The 22,312-nt window shown below is 69.3% G+C and carries 25 protein-coding genes and 1 pseudogene; 17 read left to right on the top strand and 9 right to left on the bottom strand.

What is annotated here, in order from left to right:
- Window positions 1-5: 5 nt before the first annotated feature.
- From AB0L21_RS23670 to AB0L21_RS23645, 6 genes and pseudogenes are all read right to left on the bottom strand, one after another.
- Window positions 6-245: pseudogene (locus AB0L21_RS23670) on the bottom strand (hypothetical protein); the annotation flags it as partial.
- Between the two features lie 45 nt (window positions 246-290).
- A complete protein-coding gene (locus AB0L21_RS23665; RefSeq protein ID WP_365786194.1) occupies window positions 291-866 on the bottom strand; it encodes a transcriptional regulator in 576 nt (191 codons plus the stop codon).
- A gap of 291 nt (window positions 867-1,157) precedes the next feature.
- Window positions 1,158-2,141, bottom strand: a complete 984-nt coding sequence (locus AB0L21_RS23660; RefSeq protein ID WP_365786192.1) for an ATP-dependent DNA ligase — start codon at window positions 2,139-2,141, stop codon at window positions 1,158-1,160.
- A 144-nt stretch (window positions 2,142-2,285) separates the two neighbouring features.
- Entirely contained in the window at window positions 2,286-3,308 is a 1,023-nt protein-coding gene (locus AB0L21_RS23655; protein ID WP_365786190.1) for a glycosyltransferase family 2 protein, read from the bottom strand.
- Between the two features lie 234 nt (window positions 3,309-3,542).
- Window positions 3,543-4,340 (bottom strand): NPP1 family protein, encoded by a 798-nt coding sequence (locus tag AB0L21_RS23650; RefSeq protein ID WP_365786188.1) that lies wholly within the window; start codon window positions 4,338-4,340, stop codon window positions 3,543-3,545.
- 293 nt (window positions 4,341-4,633) lie between these two features.
- Window positions 4,634-5,989: an FG-GAP-like repeat-containing protein gene (locus AB0L21_RS23645; RefSeq protein WP_365786186.1), complete on the bottom strand. Its 1,356-nt coding sequence runs from the start codon at window positions 5,987-5,989 to the stop codon at window positions 4,634-4,636.
- Window positions 5,990-6,248: 259 nt separating this feature from the next.
- Between AB0L21_RS23645 and AB0L21_RS23640 the strand changes: the two genes are divergently transcribed.
- Both AB0L21_RS23640 and AB0L21_RS23635 read left to right on the top strand, forming a co-directional pair.
- Window positions 6,249-7,493 (top strand): transposase, encoded by a 1,245-nt coding sequence (locus AB0L21_RS23640; protein ID WP_365786225.1) that lies wholly within the window; start codon window positions 6,249-6,251, stop codon window positions 7,491-7,493.
- A 34-nt stretch (window positions 7,494-7,527) separates the two neighbouring features.
- Window positions 7,528-8,313 carry an alpha/beta hydrolase gene (locus tag AB0L21_RS23635; RefSeq protein WP_365710498.1) on the top strand — a complete coding sequence of 262 codons (786 nt, stop codon included), beginning with the start codon at window positions 7,528-7,530 and terminating at the stop codon, window positions 8,311-8,313.
- 232 nt (window positions 8,314-8,545) lie between these two features.
- On the opposite strand, the gene AB0L21_RS23630 is transcribed toward AB0L21_RS23635, so the two are convergent.
- Complete coding sequence (locus AB0L21_RS23630) at window positions 8,546-9,190, bottom strand: VIT1/CCC1 transporter family protein (RefSeq protein ID WP_365710496.1); 645 nt, start codon at window positions 9,188-9,190, stop codon at window positions 8,546-8,548.
- 424 nt (window positions 9,191-9,614) lie between these two features.
- Between AB0L21_RS23630 and AB0L21_RS23625 the strand changes: the two genes are divergently transcribed.
- From AB0L21_RS23625 to AB0L21_RS23605, 5 genes are all read left to right on the top strand, one after another.
- A complete protein-coding gene (locus tag AB0L21_RS23625; protein ID WP_365710494.1) occupies window positions 9,615-10,259 on the top strand; it encodes an isochorismatase family protein in 645 nt (214 codons plus the stop codon).
- A 187-nt stretch (window positions 10,260-10,446) separates the two neighbouring features.
- A complete protein-coding gene (locus AB0L21_RS23620) occupies window positions 10,447-11,397 on the top strand; it encodes a pirin family protein (RefSeq protein WP_365786184.1) in 951 nt (316 codons plus the stop codon).
- Between the two features lie 72 nt (window positions 11,398-11,469).
- Window positions 11,470-12,069: an antibiotic biosynthesis monooxygenase gene (locus AB0L21_RS23615; protein WP_365710490.1), complete on the top strand. Its 600-nt coding sequence runs from the start codon at window positions 11,470-11,472 to the stop codon at window positions 12,067-12,069.
- Complete coding sequence (locus AB0L21_RS23610) at window positions 12,062-12,988, top strand: LLM class flavin-dependent oxidoreductase (RefSeq protein ID WP_365710488.1); 927 nt, start codon at window positions 12,062-12,064, stop codon at window positions 12,986-12,988. The genes AB0L21_RS23615 and AB0L21_RS23610 overlap by 8 nt, the downstream gene beginning before the upstream one ends.
- A complete protein-coding gene (locus AB0L21_RS23605; RefSeq protein ID WP_365786182.1) occupies window positions 12,985-13,323 on the top strand; it encodes a hypothetical protein in 339 nt (112 codons plus the stop codon). Before AB0L21_RS23610 ends, AB0L21_RS23605 begins: the two co-directional genes overlap by 4 nt.
- A 39-nt stretch (window positions 13,324-13,362) precedes the next feature.
- Here AB0L21_RS23605 and AB0L21_RS23600 read toward each other — a convergent pair whose 3' ends face one another.
- Window positions 13,363-13,866: a YceI family protein gene (locus AB0L21_RS23600; RefSeq protein WP_365786180.1), complete on the bottom strand. Its 504-nt coding sequence runs from the start codon at window positions 13,864-13,866 to the stop codon at window positions 13,363-13,365.
- A 129-nt stretch (window positions 13,867-13,995) separates the two neighbouring features.
- On the opposite strand from AB0L21_RS23600, the gene AB0L21_RS23595 reads away from it, so the two are divergent.
- The 6 genes from AB0L21_RS23595 (at window position 13,996) to AB0L21_RS23570 (ending at window position 18,145) form a co-directional block, all read left to right on the top strand.
- Complete coding sequence (locus AB0L21_RS23595) at window positions 13,996-15,099, top strand: NAD(P)-dependent alcohol dehydrogenase (protein ID WP_365786178.1); 1,104 nt, start codon at window positions 13,996-13,998, stop codon at window positions 15,097-15,099.
- Between the two features lie 47 nt (window positions 15,100-15,146).
- Entirely contained in the window at window positions 15,147-15,452 is a 306-nt protein-coding gene (locus AB0L21_RS23590; protein ID WP_365710482.1) for an antibiotic biosynthesis monooxygenase, read from the top strand.
- Window positions 15,453-15,472: 20 nt separating this feature from the next.
- Entirely contained in the window at window positions 15,473-16,381 is a 909-nt protein-coding gene (locus tag AB0L21_RS23585) for an alpha/beta hydrolase (RefSeq protein ID WP_365710480.1), read from the top strand.
- A 137-nt stretch (window positions 16,382-16,518) separates the two neighbouring features.
- On the top strand, window positions 16,519-16,905 hold the full coding sequence (locus AB0L21_RS23580) for a hypothetical protein (protein ID WP_365786176.1): 387 nt from the start codon (window positions 16,519-16,521) through the stop codon (window positions 16,903-16,905).
- The gene (locus AB0L21_RS23575) at window positions 16,902-17,354 is read left to right on the top strand and encodes a zinc-binding dehydrogenase (protein ID WP_365786174.1); all 453 of its coding nucleotides are present in this window, start codon (window positions 16,902-16,904) and stop codon (window positions 17,352-17,354) included. The genes AB0L21_RS23580 and AB0L21_RS23575 overlap by 4 nt, the downstream gene beginning before the upstream one ends.
- 44 nt (window positions 17,355-17,398) lie before the next feature.
- A complete protein-coding gene (locus AB0L21_RS23570; protein WP_365786172.1) occupies window positions 17,399-18,145 on the top strand; it encodes a PIG-L deacetylase family protein in 747 nt (248 codons plus the stop codon).
- A gap of 4 nt (window positions 18,146-18,149) precedes the next feature.
- Here AB0L21_RS23570 and AB0L21_RS23565 read toward each other — a convergent pair whose 3' ends face one another.
- Window positions 18,150-18,686: a helix-turn-helix domain-containing protein gene (locus AB0L21_RS23565; RefSeq protein WP_365786170.1), complete on the bottom strand. Its 537-nt coding sequence runs from the start codon at window positions 18,684-18,686 to the stop codon at window positions 18,150-18,152.
- A gap of 332 nt (window positions 18,687-19,018) precedes the next feature.
- Here AB0L21_RS23565 and AB0L21_RS23560 point away from each other — a divergent pair, with 332 nt between their 5' ends.
- The 4 genes from AB0L21_RS23560 to AB0L21_RS23545 all read left to right on the top strand — a co-directional run bounded on the left by AB0L21_RS23560 (window position 19,019) and on the right by AB0L21_RS23545 (window position 22,126).
- Window positions 19,019-19,384 carry an LLM class flavin-dependent oxidoreductase gene (locus AB0L21_RS23560; RefSeq protein ID WP_365786168.1) on the top strand — a complete coding sequence of 122 codons (366 nt, stop codon included), beginning with the start codon at window positions 19,019-19,021 and terminating at the stop codon, window positions 19,382-19,384.
- Window positions 19,347-19,928, top strand: coding sequence for an LLM class flavin-dependent oxidoreductase (locus tag AB0L21_RS23555; RefSeq protein WP_365786166.1), 582 nt, complete (start codon window positions 19,347-19,349; stop codon window positions 19,926-19,928). Before AB0L21_RS23560 ends, AB0L21_RS23555 begins: the two co-directional genes overlap by 38 nt.
- 113 nt (window positions 19,929-20,041) lie before the next feature.
- Window positions 20,042-20,548 carry a nuclear transport factor 2 family protein gene (locus AB0L21_RS23550; protein WP_365710468.1) on the top strand — a complete coding sequence of 169 codons (507 nt, stop codon included), beginning with the start codon at window positions 20,042-20,044 and terminating at the stop codon, window positions 20,546-20,548.
- Window positions 20,549-20,674: 126 nt separating this feature from the next.
- Window positions 20,675-22,126, top strand: coding sequence for an MFS transporter (locus AB0L21_RS23545; RefSeq protein ID WP_365710466.1), 1,452 nt, complete (start codon window positions 20,675-20,677; stop codon window positions 22,124-22,126).
- Window positions 22,127-22,312: the final 186 nt, after the last annotated feature.

The raw sequence follows: 22,312 nt of genomic DNA, 5'->3' as shown, positions 1-22,312 counted from the left end.
TGCGGCTACACCTGCAACACAGCTGTGGTGAGTGCGTCCTCAAGCACGACCCGGCGGGGCAGGTCCACACTGAACTCCGCTTCAACCACAGCCAGTACCCGCAGCATGGCGTCCGGAACGTCGTACCCGTGCTCGAAGGGCGTCGACCCGTCGGGCAGGACGAGTCCGGCGCGTCGCAGGACGGGCAACAGACGGTCCGGTTCGGTTCCCGCACGCTCGTGCTCACGGCCTGGCTCGAAGCGGCATACCGTCCGCCCGACGGCCTTCCCAGGAGCGTTTACGCCCCCGGGTCAGACGGCGAAGCCGATGTTGGTGACGTACTCGTACTGGCCCCACTCCGAGCCGAGATCCACGGTTGCGTCGCTCACCCAGGCGTCGTCCAGGGCCGCGTCGTCACCGGCCGCCCATCCGGCGACTATCCGGTCCCAGTGCCGGACGTTGAGCAGGCGGTAGCTCAGTGCCCGCTGCCTGGGGCGGGGAACCTGGGACTGGTTGAGCGGGTGGAACTCCACCCGGGTCCCGCGGCCGGCACGGTTGAGGCGGGCCAGCAGGCTGCGGGCCACGTTGCGCCGGCGCACCGCGCGGTAGGCGGCCTCGATGCGGGCCAGGTTCTGCCGGGACGGATTCCGCCGCCCCTCGAGCCAGGCCCTCAGGGTGCGGTCGGTGACCGTCAGGCCCGCCCCGCGGGCAGCGGCGCGGGCACGGTCGGTGCGGGTGAGGTAGTGCAGGCGGGCCAGCAAACCGCGCCGGACCGTGATCGGCGTGGCGATGAAACCGGCAAGCGCGTCGAGCTGCCGGGCGGCGGCCTCGTGGCCCTTGATGCCGCGGGCACCGAACACGCCGAACTCAAGGTTGCGCTCGGGCATGGTCTCCAGTCCTCGGTTGAGGGATCTCGTACGGGCTTGTGCGGGCCAATCACCCGGCCCGGCGGGGGAGTTTCCGTTTCGCCGGGTGGTCGGCTGGGAGAAGGCCGTTCAGGGGCGTTGCCGGGTCACTTGTTGGGCAGGTCGACGAACCGGTGGTACTCGGGCTCGAAGCGTACGGTCACGCTACCGGTGTCACAAAGGCTCCAGCACCGCCCACTGCTCGTCCGTGAGATCTCCCCGCCCCATGAACTGTGATCATTCGCGACCCAAGATCCACTTTCGATACACGGCCTAGGTGCCTGCGGGTGGCAGCTGCGCGGGGCGCAGGTCGTCGCGTACGCGCAGGAAGCGGACGGGATGCCGGTAGCGGCCCTCGTCCACCGCGGTGTCCCCGGCGAACTCGACCACCACGTCGGGCACGACCGGCCGGTGGTCGATCACCTCGCGGGTGCCCCACCCGGCCAAGAAGCCGCGGTGCTGCCAGGGATGATCCGCGCCGCCCGGATACAGCAGGCCGCCGACCTCCCGCCGGGCCGTCGCCGACAAGGGCGCCGTTCGCGCGATGAACCGCAGACGGCCCGACTCGTCGTAGCGGCCCAGCAGGAGCGTCGACGGGGCGGCCACCCGGCCCGTCACCGAGGCGACGACCGCTTCCGCGCTGGCCCGGGCACGTACCTTGATCCAGCCCCGGCGGCCCGGCTGGTACTTCTGGGCCAGGCCTTTCACGACGACGCCCTCGATGCCGGCCGCACCCCATGCCGGGTCGAGCCAGTCCTCGGCGGTCGCCCGGTCGGTGGTGGCCGGGCACAGCACGAACGGCGCGGCCAGCACCTCCTCGGCGAACAGCTCCTCCAGCAGCACGCGCCGCGCTCGGTAGGGCTCGTTAAGGAGCGGGCCGTCGGCCGTGTCGAGGACGTCGAACACGATCAGGTGCTCCGGCGCGGTCCGGGCGGCCTGACGGGCAGCGGCGCCGCGACGACGGGCCCGGGCCTGAAGGCGGCCGAAGTCGAGACGGCCCTCCGTGGCGACGACCAGCTCGCCATCGAGGACCAAGGGTGCGTGCAGGGCCCGGCCGGCAGCCGTGATCTCAGGGAAAGCACTGCTGAGGTCGGCGCCGTTCCTGGACTGCAGGTACGCGCGACCGGGCCCCGCGAAGAGCACCGCGCGGTAGCCGTCGGGTTTCTGCTCGAAGGCCAGCCCGCCCGGCAGCGCCCGCTCGGGCGGGAGCCCGGGGCGGGCCTCGGCGAGCATCGGCTGGACGGGAGGAGACAGCACACTCCCGGTGTATGCCGGACGGGCGCCGGTCGCACCCCAGGGCTGTTGTCAGTGGGTGACGTACCCCACGCGCCGGTGCCGGAACCGGGCGGCGGTCACGTCACGGCCCGGCAGGTCCGCAGCCCGCCGCTTCCTCCGGCCTGATCACCGTCCGCGGAGGGCGGCGCCCCGGGAGACCAGACCCCGTGCCCGCTGCGGGAGACTGGCGGCCTCCAGGGCGCTGTATCTGCCGCTCGCCATGAGTTGGAACTTGACACCCTCTCGGCCTTCGGGGTGGTCGTAGCCGTCGGGGAGGTAGCGCCGGTAGTGCTCGCTGGCGCGTTCGAAGAACCGCGGGCGCTCGGAGCGGGAGAGACATCCCTCGAGGTTGAGCAGGAAGAGATAGTGGCGAATCATGCGGGTGAAGAGAGCGGGAGCCACCACGTCCAGGGCTCCGCGCTCGCCGAGCAGGCCGAAGCTCTCTTCGTACCGGCCGAAGACGTCGAAGTGGGTGCCGCCGGGTGAGCCTGCGGGGTGCTGGGTGTGCCGGCGGCGGATCTGCACGCAGTTCCATTTCAGGACGGCGATCCGGTCGGCGGCGAGCATGGCCCGGTGGACGACTGTGACCTCCTCGTGGAGACCGTCGGGGAAGGCGAGTTGCTGCCCGGTCCACAGCTCGCGGCGGACGAGACGGTCCCAGGAGTAGGCGGGAGCACCGAAGAACTCGGGCCGGTCGAGCGGGGCGAAGGGTTCACTTCCCTGCTGGGCCAGCAGGCCGGCCGCGGCACCGGGCCACGAGCGGCTGCGGTGGAGGCGGGTGTGCCCGAAGAGAAGAACATCCGGCTCGCCCGCCGCTCGCAGCCGGTCGGCCATCGCCTGCAGCGTTTCGCCCCGGACGATGTGATCGCTGTCCAGAAACAGCAGGTAGTCACCGGCGGCGCGCTCGGCCCCCGCGTTGCGTATCCGGCCGATGCCGGCGACACCCGTCAGCCGTACGACCGAGAGCCGCCCATCGCGCCGGGCATAGTCGTCCACCAAGTCCGCGGGGCAGTGGGCAGACTGGTCCAGGACCGCGACGACCTCCACGTCCTGGAAGGACTGGTCCAGGATCGATTTCAGGCAGACCCCAAGTTGTCCCTGGAGGTCGTGCGCGGCGACTATGACGCTGATCAGCGGGGATGCGAGCACGGTGACCGAACATAATTGGACAGCTGACGGTATGACAAGTCTCGTGAGCACCCAGTCCACAGCACCATGAAAAGTCCCGCGTATGCTCAACCGCCTTCGCATAGCGGGCGTCCGGTCATCGCTCCGCCGCACACACCTCGCCACTGCGGCTCGCGCCGCGTGTACGGACATCGCGGGGCCGGCGGCACCCGACGACTGTGGGGCACCACCGGCTACCGGAGGGGGCAGGGGCCGTCAGCCGTTGGGATCGAAGGGGATGCCCGACGGCATGGAATGCGCCAGCGCGTACTCGAAGTCGCCGTCCTTGATCTTGATGGTCGCCTCCCCGAAGTCGGCGCTCAGCAGCTTGTCGCGGTAACCGGCCGGGTAGCCGTTCCAGCCCACCAGCCGGGGGAAGAACCAGCCGCCGGTCACGTTCTCCGGAGGCTCGTCGTTGCTGTTGGCGAACCGGAAGTCGTGGGTGGACAGTCCGTCCTTGTGGTAGACGATCTTCGGGTGTGTGCCGTCGAAGCGGACGGTGGTGCGGTCGGCCACCTGGTAGCCGGAGTGCTGGGACACCGAGACGTACTGGACCTCGTTGTTGATGATCCACACCACGACGTGCTCCCAGTCGTGCCTGTGCCCAATGGCCGCCGGGCCGAGCGTCGCCTGGTCCTTCTCGAAGTAGCTGGCGTACATCACCGCGCACCAGCCGTTGTTGCACTTCTCGCGTGAGTAGGTGTTGACGTTGACCAGTTGGGCGTAGTCGTGGCAGTGCCCGTTGACGTCGCCGCCGAGCGGCAGGCCGGGGTTGATGGTGCCGTCGGCTCCGATGGCGGCGGTGGCGTAGCACCCGTCACCGTCGTAGTCGTAGGCGGGCGAGAAGGTCTGCTCCAGACCGTCGGCGTTCTGCGGCAGCAACTGCAGGACGTCGGCGTGGGCGCTCGCCGGGACGGCGACGACGAGCGTCATCGCGCCGAGGGCGCCGAGGAGGAACGTGCTCCAGGACTTGAGCCGTTTGGTGGACGAGCATGCACGGCTGGGCGTCGGCATGGTGGAGTTCCCCCCTTGGTCGAGGGGTGAGGGGGGCGGGCTCGCCGCCGTCCTGCGGGTGGCGGGCAGGAGGGCGGAGAGAACGGCTGCGGGGCGGGGTCGGGCCATGGCGGGCGTGGTTTTTCGCGAGGGGTTGCGCCCCGGGCGGGACTCACCTCGGGAGCGATGAGCGGGACACGCGGGGGTGTGGTCGACTCCTGAACCTCGGGCGTCCATTACTTTCGAGGCGCGGACCACTTTCGTCAAGACCTAAAGTAAGTAAGCTGATGCGCACACGAGTCAGCTACGCCACGTCACTGCAGGAAGCTGTCGATGGGTGCCGCGTGGTATTCCGTCGCGCCCGCGGTGGTGATGCCGCCGGCTGAACCGGGCAGCCGCAGAGCGCCGGCACCGCTCACGTACAGGTCGGCCGTTCCGTCACCGTCCGTGTCGCGCAGCCGTACCAGGCCACCGAACTGCTCGTCGGCCGTCAACGCACCCGGGACTCCTCGGGTGTTGCGGGCGAACCACTGTGAGCCGGCACCGGTCAGGCCGCCCGGCCGCCCCTTGAAGATGTGCACGCCGCCCGCGTAGTCGTGGTCATCGATCTCCTCGCCCGGCACGCCGACTGCGAGATCCGCGTAGCCGTCGCCGTTGACGTCACCCGCTGAAATGGATGAGCCGAATTCGTCCCGGTTCTCGGGAGATCCGGTGACGCCACTGGTCGACTGGGTGAGGCGGGTGCTCCGGGAGGGGCCGGCGGACGAGCCGTACCAGACGCTGACTCGGCCTTTGTGCTTCGAGTAGAGGGGTGTGCCGACGGCGATGTCGCCGTAGCCGTCCTTGTTGAAGTCGGCGATGACACCGTCGCCGCCGCGTTCGGAGCTGCCGCCGTTGCCGGATTCCGACTCCAGGCGGAGGCTCTTGCCCGGGGTGAGTGAGCTCGCGCCTCCCTTGATGAACCAGACGTCGGACGCGATGTATTCGGGGCTGACCACGTCACCGATGATCGCGAGGTCGGTTTTCTTGTCGCCGTTGACCTTGCCGGAGATCAGCGCGGTGGCGTAGAAGGACGACGTCTTGTCGAGCTTGGTCACGGTACCGGTGGTACCGGTGCGCTTGAAGGGGCCGCGGTAGACGTAGGTCATGGACTCGTTGATGACGGCCAGGTCCTGCTTGCCGTCCCCGTTGAAGTCGCCGGTCGCCAGGTCCTTGCCCATGTAGTTGTTGCGACCCGGGTTCTTGTTCGGCAGGGCCGTACCCGTGGACAGGCCGGAGGGGGACCCCCAAAGAATCGTCACGGCGCCCTGAAAATGGTTCTCGCCGGTCGCTGCCACCGCGAGGTCGCCGTAACCGTCGCCGTCGAAATCCGCGGCGGCCCGCACCTCGCCGAACATGTCGTCGGCCTCGTCGGATCCGGGCACGCCAGGGCTCGCCTGAGTGATGCGCTGCTGCTTGGGGCCGGGCCCGGTGGCAGTGCCGAAGACCACGGTGACACCGCCGCCCCCTCTTGCGCTGAAGCTCGAGTACGCGTAGTCGCGGTACCCGTCGCCGTTGAAGTCGTCGCCGTGCCGCGCGGGCGCGGCGCTCGCCGCCGCGGTGGGCAGAGCGAGGGGGATGAGGCCCGCTACCACGAAGGTGGCGAGCGTAGCCGTTGTGCGGACGGGCATGAGTGTCGGGGCTCCTTGTGATCGCGCAGGCAGGTGGCTCAATCGGCGGGCGAACGGGGCGCGTGGCCGCTGGTTCTCGGGGGCCCCACGTCGTTCACCGAAAGTCTCCCGAGTGATGCATGGGGTCCACCGAACAGGAGACCAGTAGTGGGGCCGAAAGGTTGCACGTTGACGCAGAAGAACCTTCGTTGAACAAGTCCCGGGATTGACCCGCAGACATGCCCAGCGAACTGAGCGGCTGCGGGCGGCCTTGGCCGAAGTGGGTCTTGCTTTGGCCGGCCGAGCCGGCGCCCGTCTTGCCGACGTCTTCGGCGTCTCCGTCAGCCGCAGTACGGTGCTTCGGCTGGTCGATGCGATGCCTGACCCTCAGCCGCCGGCCCCGCGGGTGGTGGGTATCGATGAGTACGCGATGCGCAAGGGCCGTATCTACGGGACCGTGCTGGTCGACGTTGAAACCCGCAGGCCCGTGGACCTCCTGCCCGACCGTGAGGCAGCCACTGTCGCCGCCTGGCTTGCTGAGTGTCCTGGGGTTGAGGTGGTCTGTCGTGATCGCGCCCCCTTCTTCGCCGAAGCCGCCAGCACCGGGGCTCCCACCGCGGTGCAGGTCGCAGACCGTTTCCATCTCTGGCGCAACCTCGGGGAGGCCGCCGAGCGATGCGTATCGCGCCATCGATCCAGCCTGCGAGCTCCATTCACGGTGCCCGGCTCCGAGAACGTCACCACGCCACCGGTGCCCGAAGCTGGCGCGTCCCCGTGGCCGACTGGACACCGTTTCGCCGACCGAACCCGCGAGAAACACGCCTTCATCCACGGAATGCTCGGCGAAGGTCACAGCCGTCGGGCGGTCGCCCGCGAACTCCGGATGACCTACCGAACCGTGCAGCGCCTGGCCGACGCGCCAAGCCCGGAAGACCTCTTCCAAGGCCAGTGGCAGAACCGCAGGACGAAGCTCGACGACTTCAAGCCGTACTTGCACGAGCGGTGGGCCGAGGGCTGCACGAACGCCTGGACCCTCTGGAAGGAGATTCAGAGCCACGGATACCCCGGCGGATACGGGGCAGTCCGTGCGTACCTTCGTCCCTTTCGGGACGCCGTGCCGAATGGTCGGCCGCCATCGCCCAGGACTGTGGCCGGGTGGATCCTGACCCACCCGGACGCCCTTGCGGAGAAGGAGCGACTGAAGCTGAAGTCCGTCCTGGCCCACTGCCCCGAGTTGGACGCTCTCGCCAGGCACGTCCGTTCCTTCGGGCAGATACTCACCCAGCTCCGGGGAGAACGGCTCCCCGAGTGGATCGCGGCGGTCCGGGCCGACGACCTGCCCAGCATGCACACCTTCATCAGCGGCCTCGAACGTGACCTCGCGGCCGTCACTGCCGGCCTGACCCTGCCCTGGAGCTCAGGCGTCGTGGAAGGCCATGTCAACCGCATCAAAATGATCAAGCGGCAGATGTACGGACGCGCTGGCTTCAAGCTCCTGCGCAAGCGAGTACTGCTCGCTTCGTGACCTTGGACCATGGGATCCCCGCATACTGACGACCATGACGTCAACGATCCCGCCCGAGCCGAAGCGCGCGTGCGTGACGGTGGCCGGGCGTCGCCTGTCCTTCCTCGACTTCGGCGGTCCGGGTCGTCCTCTACTCGCCCTGCACGGGCACTTCGGGGAAGGCCGCACCTTCGCGCCCCTGGCCTGGGAGCTGAGGAACTCCTGGCGGATCATCGCGCTCGACCAGCGGGGACACGGCCTCTCCGACAGGTCTCCCGATTTCTCCCGCACCGGCTACGTCGAGGACGCAGCGACGGTGCTGCAACATCTGGGGATCCACCAGGCGGCCGTACTCGGCCACTCCCTGGGCGGCGTCAACGCCTACCAGCTCGCGTCCCGGTTCCCCGGACTTGTGGACGCACTCATCGTCGAGGACATTGGCGCCGAGGTCGATGACGACTTGTCCTTCAGCCTGGCATGGCCGCACCGGGCACCGACCCGGGCCGAACTGTTGGAAGGATTCGGCACCTCGGCGCGATACCTCATAGGCGCCGTCCGTGAGTATCCCGATGGCTGGGGCCTTGCCTTCGACCCGAAGGATATGAATGCCCCGCAGCGAGAGCTCAATGGGGACCACTGGAACGACTGGATTTCCAGCGACTGCCCAGCCTTGCTTGTCCGCGGCAGCCGGAGCACAGTGCTCAGCGCGGAGCACGCGAAGGACATGGCGACGCGGCGCCCCCATACTCAGCTCATGGAGCTTCCCGCCGGACACACCGTCCACGAGACCGTCCCAGACGAGTTCGCCGCAGCTGTCAACGAGTTCCTCGGTTCGCTGTGAACCCTACCCGAATGAGACCTTCAGCCGGTAACCCACCGTAACGGACCACAAAACCTGAGCCAGAACCCCGACTATGCCACCGCTGCCGTCGAGATGCTCGAGGACATCGCCTCGCCGCTGGCACCCGATCTGTATGCGGCGGTCGACATGCCGTTCGCGGTTCTGGTCGGACAGCTCGCCACGGTGTACGCCAAGCGTTCCTGAGCTTGGTCGGACCAAGGGTGCCGACTGATCAGGCCAGCGAGATGCCGACCAGCCGTCCGAGCGTTAATGTCACACCGGCGGCGGCTGTCAGTACCACCAACTGACGCACCGCTCCTCGCACCACGCCGCGCTGCGAGGAGCGGGACAGCACGCCGCCGACGACCGCGGCCGCCAGCGCGGTCGCCACCGTCGAGCCCCACACGGCCGCCTCTCCCCGCCACAGGAACCAGGGCAGCAGCGGGACGGCGGCTCCGAGTGCGAACAGCACCAACGAGAAGGCAGCTGCGGTCGTCGGGCTGCCGGGTTCATCAGGATTGATGCCCAGCAGCACGCGGGAGGCCACCCGCAGCCGACCTTCCTGGTGGCCGAGGACATCGCTCGCCGCACGCGCGGCGGTCTCGCGCCGGTACCCGTTGCGGACGAACTCCTCCCGCAGGCGCCGTTCCACGCTGCTCGGGCTCTGGCTCAGAAGCTCACGTATCGCCGCCAGCACGCCACGGGTGAGCTCAACCTGGGTGAGGACCGATATCCACTCCCCGGCCGCCATGGAGAACGCGCCGGCGACCAGGCTGGCGAGGCCGGCGAGCTGGACGGCGTCGGGTGAGGCGCTCGCCCCCGCGAGTCCGAGTACCAGACACAGGTTGGTGACCAGCCCATCGTTCACGCCGAGCACCGCCGCCCGGGCGCCGCCCTGGCCGAGCTGGTGACTGCGCTGCGCCAGGCGGCGCTCAGTGGCCTCCGCGTCCTGGTCGTGTCGGGACTGTACGGCGGCGCGTCCTTCGAGGGCTGCATGGCGTCTCCGAGCGGGAGGGGGAAGTCGCGGAAGATAATAACTGATTTTGATAGTCAATTATCTTGACCGAATCCCCCTCTGTCTGGCGAGGCAGGCTCACCCCCGGGCTCTGGCCCCCACCTCGGGTGCCCGCACCCTTCAGGGCTGCCGGGTGGGTTGCGGGTGACTCCAGGGCCCTCTTGTGGCGTGATCTTGCCTGTCCCGCCGGGGTGGGAATAGACTGCCATTGGTCACTGTTATTGACTATCAAATTTCGTACGAAAGTGGTGGGCGGGTGACCGCCCCCTGACGCAGGAGACGCCCAATGACCGAGAACCTTCCGGGAGCCAGCCGCTTCCTCGAGCCGCTGACCCGCGACAACACCGCCCTCCTTCTCGTCGATCACCAGATCGGCTTGTTCACCGGAGTGCGCGACATCGACGTCGCCACGCTCAAGCACAATGTGGCCGCGCTGGCGAAGGCCGCGCAGGTGCTCGACATCCCCACCGTGGTCACCACCACCATGGCGGACGGCATGTGGGGCCCGCTCGTACCGGAGCTGGCCGAGGTCCTTCCCGCGGATCTGGAGGTGATCGACCGCGGCACCGTCAACGCCTGGGACGAGCCGCGCGTCCGTCAGGCCGTGGAGGCCACCGGCCGCAAGAAGCTGATCATCGCGGGCATCTCCATCGAGGTCTGCCTCGCCTTCCCGGCGATCTCCGCCACGGCCGCCGGCTACGACGCGTACGCGGCCATCGACGCCTCCGGCACCTTCAGCGAGACCAAGCGCACGGCGGGTCTGCTGCGGATGCAGCAGGCGGGTGTCATCGTCACCGACTACGCGACGACCATGGTCGAGATCCTCGCCGACAACTCCGACCCGAAGGCCTACGAGCTCTACGGGGCGCTGGACATGCCGTTCGCCACGCTGGTCGGTCAGCTGTCCGCCGCTTACTCCAAGAACGGCTGACCCGTCCAGCCGCCGAGCCGCTCCCGCGGGGCGCTGCCCCCGTAACCGCGCCGCGGGAGCTCCCCGGGTGCCGGGTCGTGTCCCCCGCACGCCCGGCACCCGGCCCCAGCCCCGCACCCACGTCACTCACCTCACTCGGTGCAGCGCACAGCGCAATCCGGCGCGTGAAGGAGAAGGAAGAAGGACCATGCCCGCCGTAACCGTCGAATCGACCCTCGCCCTGCCACGCATCCCGAGCCCGGGTGAAGCCGCCCGACAACGCCCTGTCCTCGCCGTGACCGACGCCCCCCAGGGCTTCGAAGGCGAAGGATTCCCGGTACGCCGGGCACTCGCGGGGATCGATCTGCGCCACCTCGACCCGTTCCTGATGATGGATCAGATGGGCGAGGTGGAGTACAGCCCCGGCGAGCCCAAAGGAACCCCGTGGCACCCCCACCGGGGGTTCGAGACCGTCACCTACATGATCGACGGCATCATGCAGCACCGCGATTCCAACGGAGGCGGCGGTGTCATCACCAATGGGGACACCCAGTGGATGACGGCCGGCTCCGGCATGCTGCACATCGAAACGCCCCCCGAACATCTGGTGATGAGCGGCGGCCTGTTCCACGGCTTCCAGCTGTGGGTCAACCTGCCCCGCGACCGCAAGATGTCCGCGCCCCGCTACCAGGACATCCGGGGTTCCCAGCTGGAGCTCCTCGCCAGTGACGACGGCGGCGCCCTGGTCCGGCTGATCGCCGGTGAGCTGGCGGGCAGGCACGGGCCGGGTGCGACGCACACGCCGATCACCCTGCTCCATGCCACTCTCAGCCCCGGTGCCCTGCTCACCCTGCCCTGGCGCCCGGACTTCAACGCCCTCGCCTACGTTCTGGCGGGCCGGGGCAGCGTCGGCGAGGAGCGGCGACCGGTGCACTCCGGTCAGCTCGCCGTCTTCGGCCCGGGCGACGTGATCGGCGTCGCGGCCGATGAGAAACAGGAGAGCAGGTCCCCGGGGCTTGACGTGGTGATCCTCGGCGGTCTGCCGATCCGTCAGCCGGTCGCCTGGAACGGCCCCTTCGTCATGAACACGCGCAGCGAACTCATGCAGGCGTTCGACGACTTCCAGTCCGGACGGTTCGGCCGGATCCCGGCCGCCTGATCCCGTGCCGGGATCGCTCAGGGTCTCTGATCCCGGCCGCCCCGCCCCCCGAGCCATCGCAGGAAACCGCCCATGAGCATCGACCGCCCCACCTCCGAGCAGAGGCATGCCCACCCCGTCACCGTGCTGGTCGAACGCCGCGTCCTACCCGGCAAGGGGGAGGAGTTCCAGTCGTGGGCACACGGCATCCTGGCCGAAGCCGCTGGATTCCCCGGATATCTCGGCGGCGGCGTCCTGCACCCGGCAGCCGCAGACGACCGCTGGCACCTTGTCTACCGGTTCGCCGACCAGGCCTCCCTGCACGCCTGGGAGAGCTCACCGCACAACGAACGCTGCCTCCACCATGGCAAAGAGCTGCACGAGCTGGTCCGCGTCCGGCATCTGTCTGGCATGGAGGACCTGTTCGCTCTGCCGGACCGAGCCGCGCCGCCCCGCTGGAAACTCACTCTCGTCGCAGCGGCCGCCGTGTATCCCCTCTCACTCCTCGCCGACGTTTTCCTCGTGCCGTACACAGGTGGCCTTCCGCCGGCCGTGCGCAACGCGCTGATCGCGCTCTTCTTCAGCGCCGCCATGACCTATGTCCTGCTGCCCGCGCTCTCCCGCGTCCTGCGCCGCTGGCTGAGCGGTCCGTCACCGTCATTCGCACCACACGCCGAGGACAGCCATGCGTGACCTCCAGTTCGGTTTCTCGCTCAACCCCACCACCGACATCGCGGGACACCGCGACCTGGTCCGCGCGGCCGAGGAGGAGGGACTGGACCTCGTCGGCGTCCAGGACCATCCCTACAGCCCCGAGCTCGTGGACACCTTCACCCTCATCGCCATGCTGCTGGAGGGCACCCAGCGGCTGCGCTTCTTCCCGGACGTGGCCAATCTGCCGCTGCGACATCCTTCGATGCTCGCCAAGACGGCCGCTTCGCTCGACCTGCTCTCCGCGGGCCGCTTCGAACTGGGTATCGGTGGCGGCGGCTACTGGTCCGCCATCACCCAGATGGGAATGACGCCCCGGCTCGGCCCGGCCGAGGCCCTGGCCCAACTGGAAGAGGCCGTCCAGGTCCTGAGGGCACTGTGGCGGTCCGCACCCGAGCCGGTCACGTTCGAGGGCCGCCGCTACACCATCCCCGGACTGCGCAGCGGGCCCGCTCCAGCCCATCCGATCGGCATCTGGATCGGCGCCCAGGGGCCCCGCTCCCTGGAGCTGACGGGTCGGCTGGCAGACGGATGGGCCGCGCCCATCCCCAGCTACCTTCCGTACGAGAAGTGGGCCGAGTCCAACGCGCTGATCGACGACGCGGCCCGCGCCTCCGGCAGGAACCCTCAAGGCGTGCTCCGGATCGCTCAACTCGTCGGCACCATCACCGACCGGCCCGGCGACGCCGCGGCCAGGGCGGGCAAGGCCCCTGTCCGCGCGACCGCGGAGGAGTGGGCCGCTCTACTGGCCCGCCTGGCGACCGAGCAGCCGTTCCGGAGCTTTTTCTTCTGGCCGGAGCAGGCCACGGTCGATCAGATCGGACGCTTCGCCCGCGAGGTGGTACCCGCCGTACGAGAAACGGTTCGTCAAAGCGCCGAACAGGAGAAGTCACCGTCATGACCTTGTGGAACGTCACCGCGCCGACCGTGCGCATAGTGGGCGACGAGGAAGTACGCGGCACCCAGACGTGGGTCGTCCGGGCGCCGCGCAGCGTCGAGGCGGTGCGGCAGGTGGCCGCCCGCGTTGCCGCTGAGGACGCCGTCCGGCACCGCCGGGGTGCCGCCATCGACTCCACCACCTTCACCACCACCCGCTGGAGGAGCCCCCACGGGGTGCTGGGGCCCACGGTTCACTGCATGCCGGCCCCGCAGTCCGGACACACTGGGCCCGATCAGGGCGCGGACACCTCCTCGTCCGCGCCCCTTCCGGCCGGGTGCGGGACTACTGCTGCCTGACCGCCTCGATCTCGAGTTCGATGTCGACGCTGTCCCCTATCAGCGGGCGCCCGCCGGGAAGGGCACATTGCCCGTGACGCCGAAGTCGGAGCGGCTGATCCGGGTGGACGCCCGGAATCCGGCTCGTGTGCCACCCCACGGGTCCTCGGCGATGCCGAGGAACACCAGGTTCAGAGTGACCGGGCGGGTCTCGCCCTTGACGGTCATGAACCCCTCGACGCTGTGTCGCCCGTCTTCCTGATCCCGTACGGTCGCGGACTCGAAGTGTGCCGTCGGGTGGGTGTCGGTGTCGAAGTAGTCGGCGCTGCGCAGGTGCTTGTCCCGCTCGGCATTGCGTGTGTCGACCGACGTGGTGTCGATGTCCGCCCGGACGCTGGACCGTGCCGGATCGTCCCCGACGCTGATGGTCCCGCCGAAGGACGCGTAGCTGCCACGCACACGGGCCATGAGGTGGCGCACGGTGAAGCTCACCTCGGAATGGGCCGGGTCTATCTGCCAGACGCCGGTGAGCTGGTCGGTCTCGGCGAGCGGCGCTGTGCTCATGGTGATCTCCTGAGTGTGTCGGGTCGCGGCTCGGCGAGCCACCCACTCAGTTTATGGTCACAATATTGACGGTCAGATATATGACTAATAAGTCTGGGTGGCCGCCCCGGGAACACCGAAGGAGTCGTCATGCCGAAGCAGATCAGAGCCGCCGTCGTACCCGAGCCGGGGGCCGACTTCGAGACCATGGACGTACTCCTCGATGACCCACGCGCCGGAGAGGTGCTGGTACGCGTCGAGGCGGTCGGCATCTGCCATGCCGACATCGCCGCCCGGGAGGGGAAGACCCCGTCCCCGCATCCGGCCGTACTGGGGCACGAGGGAGCCGGGGTGGTGGAGGCGGCCGGAGCGGGCGTCACCTCCCTGCTCCCCGGTGACAAGGTGGTGCTCACGTTCGCCTCCTGCGGCGTCTGCGCGAGCTGCCGCTCCGGTCTGCCCAGCCAGTGCGCGGACTTCCTGTCGCTCGACTTCGCCGCCGGCGCACGTTCGGACGGCAGCCCGACCCTGTGGCTCGGGGACACACCGCTGCACGCGCACTTCTTCGGGCAGTCGTCCTTCGCCACCCACGCGCTGGTCATCGAGCGGAATGCGGTGAAACTCCCCGACGAGGCGCCGCTGGCCACGCTCGCACCGCTCGGCTGCGGCATCCAGACCGGCGCGGGCGCGGTGCTGAACGTCCTTCGGCCGGCGCCCGGCGGTTCGGTCGCGGTGTTCGGGGCCGGTGCGGTGGGACTCGCAGCCGTCATGGCGGCCCGGCTCACCCAGGCCGCGCACGTCATCGCCGTCGACGTGCACCCCGGTCGGCTGGACCTGGCCGCCGAACTGGGGGCCACCGACACCATCGATGCCCGGACCACCGACCCGGTAGCGGCCATCCGGAAGCTCACCGGCGGTGGAGCTGGTTATGTGCTGGAGAGCAGTGGCAATGTACTGGTGTTCCGGCAGGCCATCGACGCCGCGGCCATCGGCGGCGTCATCGGCATCGTGGGTGCCCCTTTCGGGCGCGAGGCGGCAGTCGACGTCGCGGACATCGTCAACAGCAGCAAGCGGATCGTGGGAATCGTCGAGGGCGGGGGTGTGCCCCACGTGTTCATCCCGGCCGTTGCCGCACTGCACGCGGCCGGTCAGCTTCCCGTCGAGCGTTTGGTCACCACGTTCCCGTTCGACCGGATCAACGACGCCGCCCGGGCCGCTGCCTCGGGTGAGGCCGTCAAACCCGTCCTCCTTCTCTGACCCGCCGGCCGACCGCGCCGGCGACCGTACGCCCCCTGAGGATGATCATGACCACCGTAGAACTCACCCGCTTCCGGGTCCCGGCCGACCGGGCCCAGGAACTTCTCGACGCGCGGCCGGGGATGCTCGAGGCATTCCGCACGGACCGGCACGGATTCCTCGGCGCCCAGTTGGTGCGCATCGACGACGAGCAGTGGCTGGACGTCGTGTGGTGGGACACGGCCGAAGACCTGGACGCGTCCAAGGACAAGGGCGGCAACCTTCCCGCCATCCAGGCGTTCTTCGCACCGATCAGCGAGCTGCTCAGCTCGGAGCGGGGCGCGCTCCTCGACGCGACGGCCCAGCCGCGGTGACCGCCCGGAACGGGGCCGTCGTGGCCGCGCAGTACGGGTCCGGGCCGTCCCAGGCCGGCGACCTGTATCTTCCGCCCGGCGAACAAGCCCACCCCGTAGTGGTGCTCATCCACGGCGGGTTCTGGACCGCGATGCTCGACCGCAGCCAACTGGTACCGCTGGCACACGATCTGGTGGCCCGCGGCTATGCCGTCTGGAACATCGACTACCGGGGCATCGGAGAGAACGGCGGCGGATGGCCCGGAACGTTGGAGGACGCCGCCGCTGCCGTCGACACCCTGGCCGGTCTCGCGGCGGGGGACCTGCCCGGCGGGCAGGCCGCGGCCGACTTGGCCCGGGGCGGGCTGGACCTGGACCGTGTCGCGGCGATCGGGCACTCCGCAGGCGGCCAGCTCGCCCTGTGGCTCGCGTCCCGGCCCGGACTGCCTGGCGGAGCGCCGGGCAGCGGTGGCCGGGGCGTACCGCTCGCTGCCGCGGTGTCGCTGTCAGGAGTGCTGGATCTGCGGGCCGCGGATGCCGACGAGCTGGGGGCCCGCTTCGGCGACCCATCGGTACCGCCTCCGGCGAAGGCGCCCGCACCGGCCAGGCCGGAACTCGCGCCGGCCCTGGCGAGGCTGACGCCGCACGGAGCGACGGCCGCACTGCTCGGCGGCCGCGCGGACGACGTGCCCGACCGCTACGCGCTGGCCTCACCCCTCGAACGCCTGCCCCTCGGTGTACCTCAGCTTGTCGTCCACGGGAGCGGCGACACAGGGGTTCCCCCTGCTCAGGGCCGAACGTATGTCACTGCTGCCCGGGAACTGGGCGACCATGTGGAGTACGTCGAGGTCCCGGGTGCAGACCACTTCGACGTCATCGACCCCGACCACCCGTGCTGGCAGGCAGTGGTGCGTCGGCTGCCGGACATGCTCAAGACCGCGGAGGACTGAGCGCCGTGCGCGCAGCGTGGTACGAGTCGTCCGGTCCGGCGTCCGAGGTGTTGCGGGTCGGCGAAATGGAGGATCCGCAGCCCGGTCCCGGCGAGGTGCGGATCCGTGTGCATGCCTCGGATATCCATCACGGGGACGTGATCAAGAGGCAGGACTGGATCGGCTACGGCATGGCCTGGCCTCGGGTGATCCCGCACTCGGACGGCGCCGGGGTCGTCGACGCCGTGGGTCAGGGCGTTCCCGCCGCCCGGGTGGGGGAATGCGTGTGGTGCTATGACGCACAGTCGTACCGGCCTTTCGGTACGGCCGCCGACTATGTGACCGCGCCTGCCGAGAAGGCGGTGCACCTCCCCGACGACGCCTCCTTCGAGCAGGGGGCCTGTCTTGGGATCTCCGGGCTGACCGCGCACCGAGCCCTGTTCATGGACGGTCCGCTGCGGGACGCTGGGTGCTCATCACGGGTGCCACGGGTGCGGTCGGCCGCTCGGCGGTTGCCCTGGCCCGGCGCGGCGGGGCGCAGGTGATCGCCACCGTCCGGCGGCCGGGCCCGGTGCCCGGCGCGGACCATGGGCTCCTGGCGGACGGCATGCTGCCCGCCCGGGTGAAAGAGTTGACCACGGGTCGCGGGGTCGACCGGGTACTCGAGGTGGCGTTCGGGGCCCATGCAGACACCGATCTGGAGATGCTCGCCGTGGGTGGGGTGATCGCCGCCTACGCCACCGACGAGGCACGCCCGGCCATCCCCTTCTGGCAGCTGGGGTTCTCCAACGTCACCGTGCACTTCCTGAGTAGCGACGACTTCCCCGCAGAGGCCAAGAGGACCGCGGCCGCGGAGCTGAGCGCAGCGGCGGCCGCGGGCGATCTGGTCCACCCCATCGCTCACCGCTTCCCGCTGGAGGACATCGCCGCCGCTCATGAAGCCGCCGAGAGCGGTGGCGCCGGAGGGCGCGTCCTGATCGTTCCCGGCCTCTGAGGGTCAGGACCGCCAGCTCGAGCGAATGGGTTATAGTAAGGATCGTGACTGTCACTAGCTTGACTATTGGTCGGGTGTTGCGGCATCCCGTGCCGGAGGACTGGCGCCGCGGGCTTGCGGTGGTGGCGCACCCGGACGACCTGGAGTTCGGGGCCTCGTCGGCGATCGCCGGGTGGACCGCTGAAGGCACGACGGTGGTCGATCTGCTGGTCACCCGGGGTGAGGCCGGAATCGAGTCGATGCCTCCTGGGCGCACCGCGGCGGTGCGCTCGGCCGAGCAGATCGCTGCCGCCAGGCTCGTCGGGGTGGACCAGGTCGAGTTCCTGAACCACCCCGACGGCACGGTCGAATACGGCATCGCGTTGCGCCGCGACCTCGCCCGCGCCATCCGACGCCACCGCCCCGACGTGATCATCTCGCTCAACTTCCGGGAGTTCTTCGACAACGGTGCGCTCAACCACGCCGACCACCGCGCCGTGGGTTCGGCGCTGATCGACGCGGCCCGCGACGCGGCGAACCGGTGGGTGCTCCCCGAACTGCTCGACGAAGGACTCCAGCCGTGGTCCGGCGTTCGCTGTGCCATGTTCGGTTCGTCGCCGGAGGCCGAGCACTTCGTCGACGTCACGGCGCATCTCGACCGGGGAGTGGAGTCCTTGGCCGCGCACGAGGCGTACCTCGGCAACCTTGCGGGAGGCTTCGACCCCAAGCAGTTCCTGCGCCGTCAGGCCGCTGACGCTGGACGCCGCGCGGGAGTGCCGCTGGCGGTCGCCTTCAAAGTGGTCCCGCTATGAGTGATCAGCGGCCGGTGCCCTTGCGCGGCTCCCGCCTGCTGGCTGCGGCCTCGTCGAACTGGGCCAGCTGCTGGGCGGTGATCTCCTGGAAGGCGCCCTTGAACGCCGCGTACTTCCGTTCGCCAATGGCCTGCGCATGCCGCTTCTCGATGGCGGCCATGATCGCGTCCGACTTCTCCATCTGGTCCAAGCCCCTGCGGGTCGGGACGATCAGCTTGGCCCGCCGGTCCCGAGGGTCGGGCCGGCGTTCCACGTACTCCAGGGCCTCCAGTTCGTCGACCAGGTTGCCGATGACCTGTTTATGAGTGCCCGACTGCCGTGACAGGTCCGTCGCCCGGGTGCCTTCCTCGTCGAGAAAGCCCAGCACGGCGCCGTGCTGTGGCCGTAGCTCGGGGTGCCCCTGCTCGGCCAGCGTCTCGAAGAGTTCCTTCTGGATCGAGAAGAGCAGCCGCGTGGACAGAATCCCGAGATCCGGATCCTTGAGCTTCCGTTCACTGCGCCGCACCACAGCACACCCCTCGTCACCGTTATTGACTGTCACTATTTGTAATAGTACTGGGCACAGAGGGGCTGGTCAGGCCTGCCGTCGCGCGGACGGTGCGGTGAGTGATCTTCCGATGGCGCGAGTCCGATCACACCGGCCGGGGCCGCCCCTGTCCTTGCGCCGTGTGCCGGCCGTGAACCCCTGGTCGCACCGGTCGACGAACATCTTTCTGATCTCTCTTGGTAGTCACTGATTCTGACCGAAAATCCGTGGGTCCGGGGGCCGGTCCTGGAGTCACTGTGCGGAGGTGGCCGGAGTTCCGTCGTCAGGGCCTGCGGGAGGCAAACCCAGCTGCCGGGTGGTGGCCCGGCGCCGGAGATGAAGACGTCATGGTGGACTACGGCAGGCCGGTGGAGTTCGGGTACTCCACCGAACCCGGGCGGTATGAAGAGGTGCTGCGCTCGGTCCTGCTGGCCGAGCGGCTGGGGCTCGACCTCGTGGGTATCCAGGATCATCCGTATCAGGGAAGGTTCCTGGACACGTGGACGCTGCTCGGCAGTCTGGTCGCTCGGACCGAGCGGATCCGCTTCTTCCCTGATGTGTCGAACCTGCACCTGCGGCATCCCCCGCTGATCGCCAAGTCGGCCGCCACCCTGGATGTCATCAGCGGTGGCCGGTTCGAGCTCGGGCTGGGGGGCGGGTGGCGCGTGGGAGGCGGTGGAGGCGTACGGCGGCGAGCGGCGTACCGCTGGTGAGGCGGTAGCGGCGCTCGAAGAAGCGATCGCGGTCGTCAGGCTGCTCTGGAGCGGGCAGCGATCGGTGCGCTACGAGGGACGGTTCTATTCTCTGCGGGGCGCTCACCCGGGTCCGCTCCCCGCCCATGACATGGGCATCTGGCTCGGTGCCCTCGGGCCGCGTTCCCTCGAACTGACCGGACGGCTGGCGGACGGCTGGGTGCCCTCGTCACCCTTCCTGCCGCCGCCCCGGCTGCCGGAGGCTCATGCCCGGATCGACGACGCCGCCAGGTCGGCCGGCCGTCGACCGGAGGGCGTCCGCCGCTTGTACAACGTCAACGGCCTGATCACCGACGGTCCGGGCGAGGGCTTTCTCGTCGGGCCTGTCGAGCAGTGGGTGGAGGAGCTGACAGGCCTCGTCGTCGAAGACGGTATGGACACCTTTGTCTTCTTCCCCAGAGGTCCCGTAGACACCCAACTGCCGCGGTTCGCCGAAGAAGTGGTGCCCGCCGTCCGCGAGCGTGTCGCCCGCGAGCGAGGGGTTCGTCCCGCGGCTTCGAACTGACCAGCCCTTGCTCCTCCGGTACTAGACGCCGCACCCCGGACTGGAATATGATCAAGATAGTAATTATTATTACTATCAAAAGATTGACCAACACTGGGTTGTAAGGAGCCGCCATGAAGACCATCCGTAGGGCGACGACACCTGTCATCGGTGTGCTGGCGGGTGCTGTGGCTGCGGGCGTGCTGCTGGGTGGGAACGCCACCGCCACGGAGAGTGACACCACCAACGACAGGCTCGCCATCCGCGAGGTGATAGACCGTCACCAGATGTATATCGACCTCAAGGACGCCGACGCCTACGCGAACCTGTACACCAAGGACGCCAGCTACCGGAGCCCGTTCGGCTCTGCCGACGGCCGCAGCAAGATCAAGGCCATGTTCACCGACCTGGCCGAGAAGGGCTTCACCAAGGGCAAGCGGCACATGACCGGCCCCGCCATGATCGAGGTCAACGGCACGACCGCCACCGCCCGCTCCTGGTACTGGGTCGCGGAGACCGAGAAGGAACACGCCGTCTACGCCACCGGCACCTACACCGACAAGTTCCGCAAGGTGAACGGCCACTGGGAGATCGCCCAGCGCGTACAGACACTGGACCAACTCGCCCCCGCGAGCCAGTAACCCCCAGGCGGCCCGTTAGGCGGGTCGCCCGCCCTCCCGCTCACGGAGCCGCCGCCGTCACCGTGCCGAGTTCCCATCGGTGCGGTGACGTCGTGCCGGTCGCCCGCCCCCACACCAGAGGTCGTCATGTCCCAGGAAGACCGAACCACCGCCCTTACCTCCGCCGCGGCCGGGAACGGCCCCCCGGACACCGGCCCACCACCGGGCCGTGTGATCGCCGCACTCTCGGTGGCGGTACTGGCCTACGGGCTGCTCCAGACCCTCGTCGCTCCTGCTCTGCCCACGTTCCAGCGGGACTTCGAGGTGAGCGGCGACTGGGCCGCGTGGGTGTTCACCCTCTACCTGCTGTCCGGCGCCGTACTGACTCCCGTGCTCGCCCGCTTCGGTGACCGGCGCGGCAAGCGCCGCACCCTCCTCGCCTCACTCGCCGTCTTCGGCGCCGGCACCCTGCTGGCCGCCGTCGCCTGGAACTTCCCCCTCCTGCTGCTGGCTCGCACCGCGCAGGGAGCCGGCGCGGCCGCACTTCCCCTGTCATTCGGTATCGTCAGCGCCCTGCTTCCCCCGCAGCGGATCGGCCGAGGCCTCGGGATCGTGTCGGCGATGATCGGCGCGGGCACCGGGCTGGGCTTCGTCGTCGGCGGCCTCCTGGTCGACCATGCGTCATGGAGGTGGATGTTCGCCGTGCTCGCCGGCGTCATCGCGGTCGCCTTCCTGCTGGTCGCCCGGTGGATCCCCGACGACATGGCACGCCGAGACGAACCCCAGGACGTACTGGGCACCATCCTGCTCTCACTCGGCCTGGTGGCCCTGCTCCTCGCGATCACCCAAGGCTCGCACGCCGGATGGCTGTCCACCCCCGTGCTCGGCCTCTTCCTCGCCGCTGCCGTTCTCCTGGCTGCGCTGGCTGTGGCTGAGAAGCGCACGTCGCACCCGCTGCTCGAACCGCGCGTCTTCCTCGACCGGCCGATGCTGCTGACCCACTGCGCCGCGGCGCTCTTCTATGCCGCAGCCCTGATCTTCTTCCTCCTTGTGCCCATGCTCGCCCAACTACCGGCAGACGGGACCGAGGGAGCTGTGCAAGGGTTCGGCTTCACCGTCACCGCCGCCGGCCTGCTCATGCTTCCCTCCGCGCTCCTCCAAGTCCTGATGGCGCCGCTCGTACCGGCGCTGGAGCGGGCGTTCGGTCACCGAGCCCCCTTGCTCGGAGGGCTGCTGCTCGTCCTCGCAGGCAGCCTCGCGCTGGCACTCTGGCATGCCACCCCGCTGCAGGTGCTCGCCGATTCCGTACTGCTGGGAGGGGGCGCCGCCTTCAGCTTCGCGGCACTGCCGTCACTCGTGGTCCGTTTCGCCCCAGGCCATGCGATAGCCACCGCCAACGGCCTCAACACCGTCGTTCGCACAGTAGGCGGTGTCATCGGGACCCAGGCCGCCATCGCGATCCTCAGCGGGCACTCGGTCACCGGCTCGGCTCTGCCGAGCGAGGGTGCCTTCACCGTCGTGTTCGCGCTCGGCGCCGTCTTTGCGGCGGTCGGTGTGACAGTGGTCCTGCTCCTGCCTCGCACTGGCGCCACGCGTTGAAGGGTGCGGCGCCTCCGCAAAACAGCTGGCAAGAAGCCGTGGGAATCGGGACTCCCCACTCCCGTTGAGGGAGGCCAGCCCGCCCGGCAGCGTCCGCTCGGGCGGGAGCTCGGCGCGGGCCTCGGCGAGCATCGGCTGGATGGGAGGAGGCAGCACAGTCCCGGTGTATGCCGGACGGGCGCCGGT

Origin of the sequence: Streptomyces sp. NPDC052721 (genome assembly GCF_040678315.1) — a bacterium.
Classification (GTDB): domain Bacteria; phylum Actinomycetota; class Actinomycetes; order Streptomycetales; family Streptomycetaceae; genus Streptomyces.
Note: the sequence above shows the minus strand (reverse complement) of the source record. Positions and strands in the feature narration are given on the sequence as shown.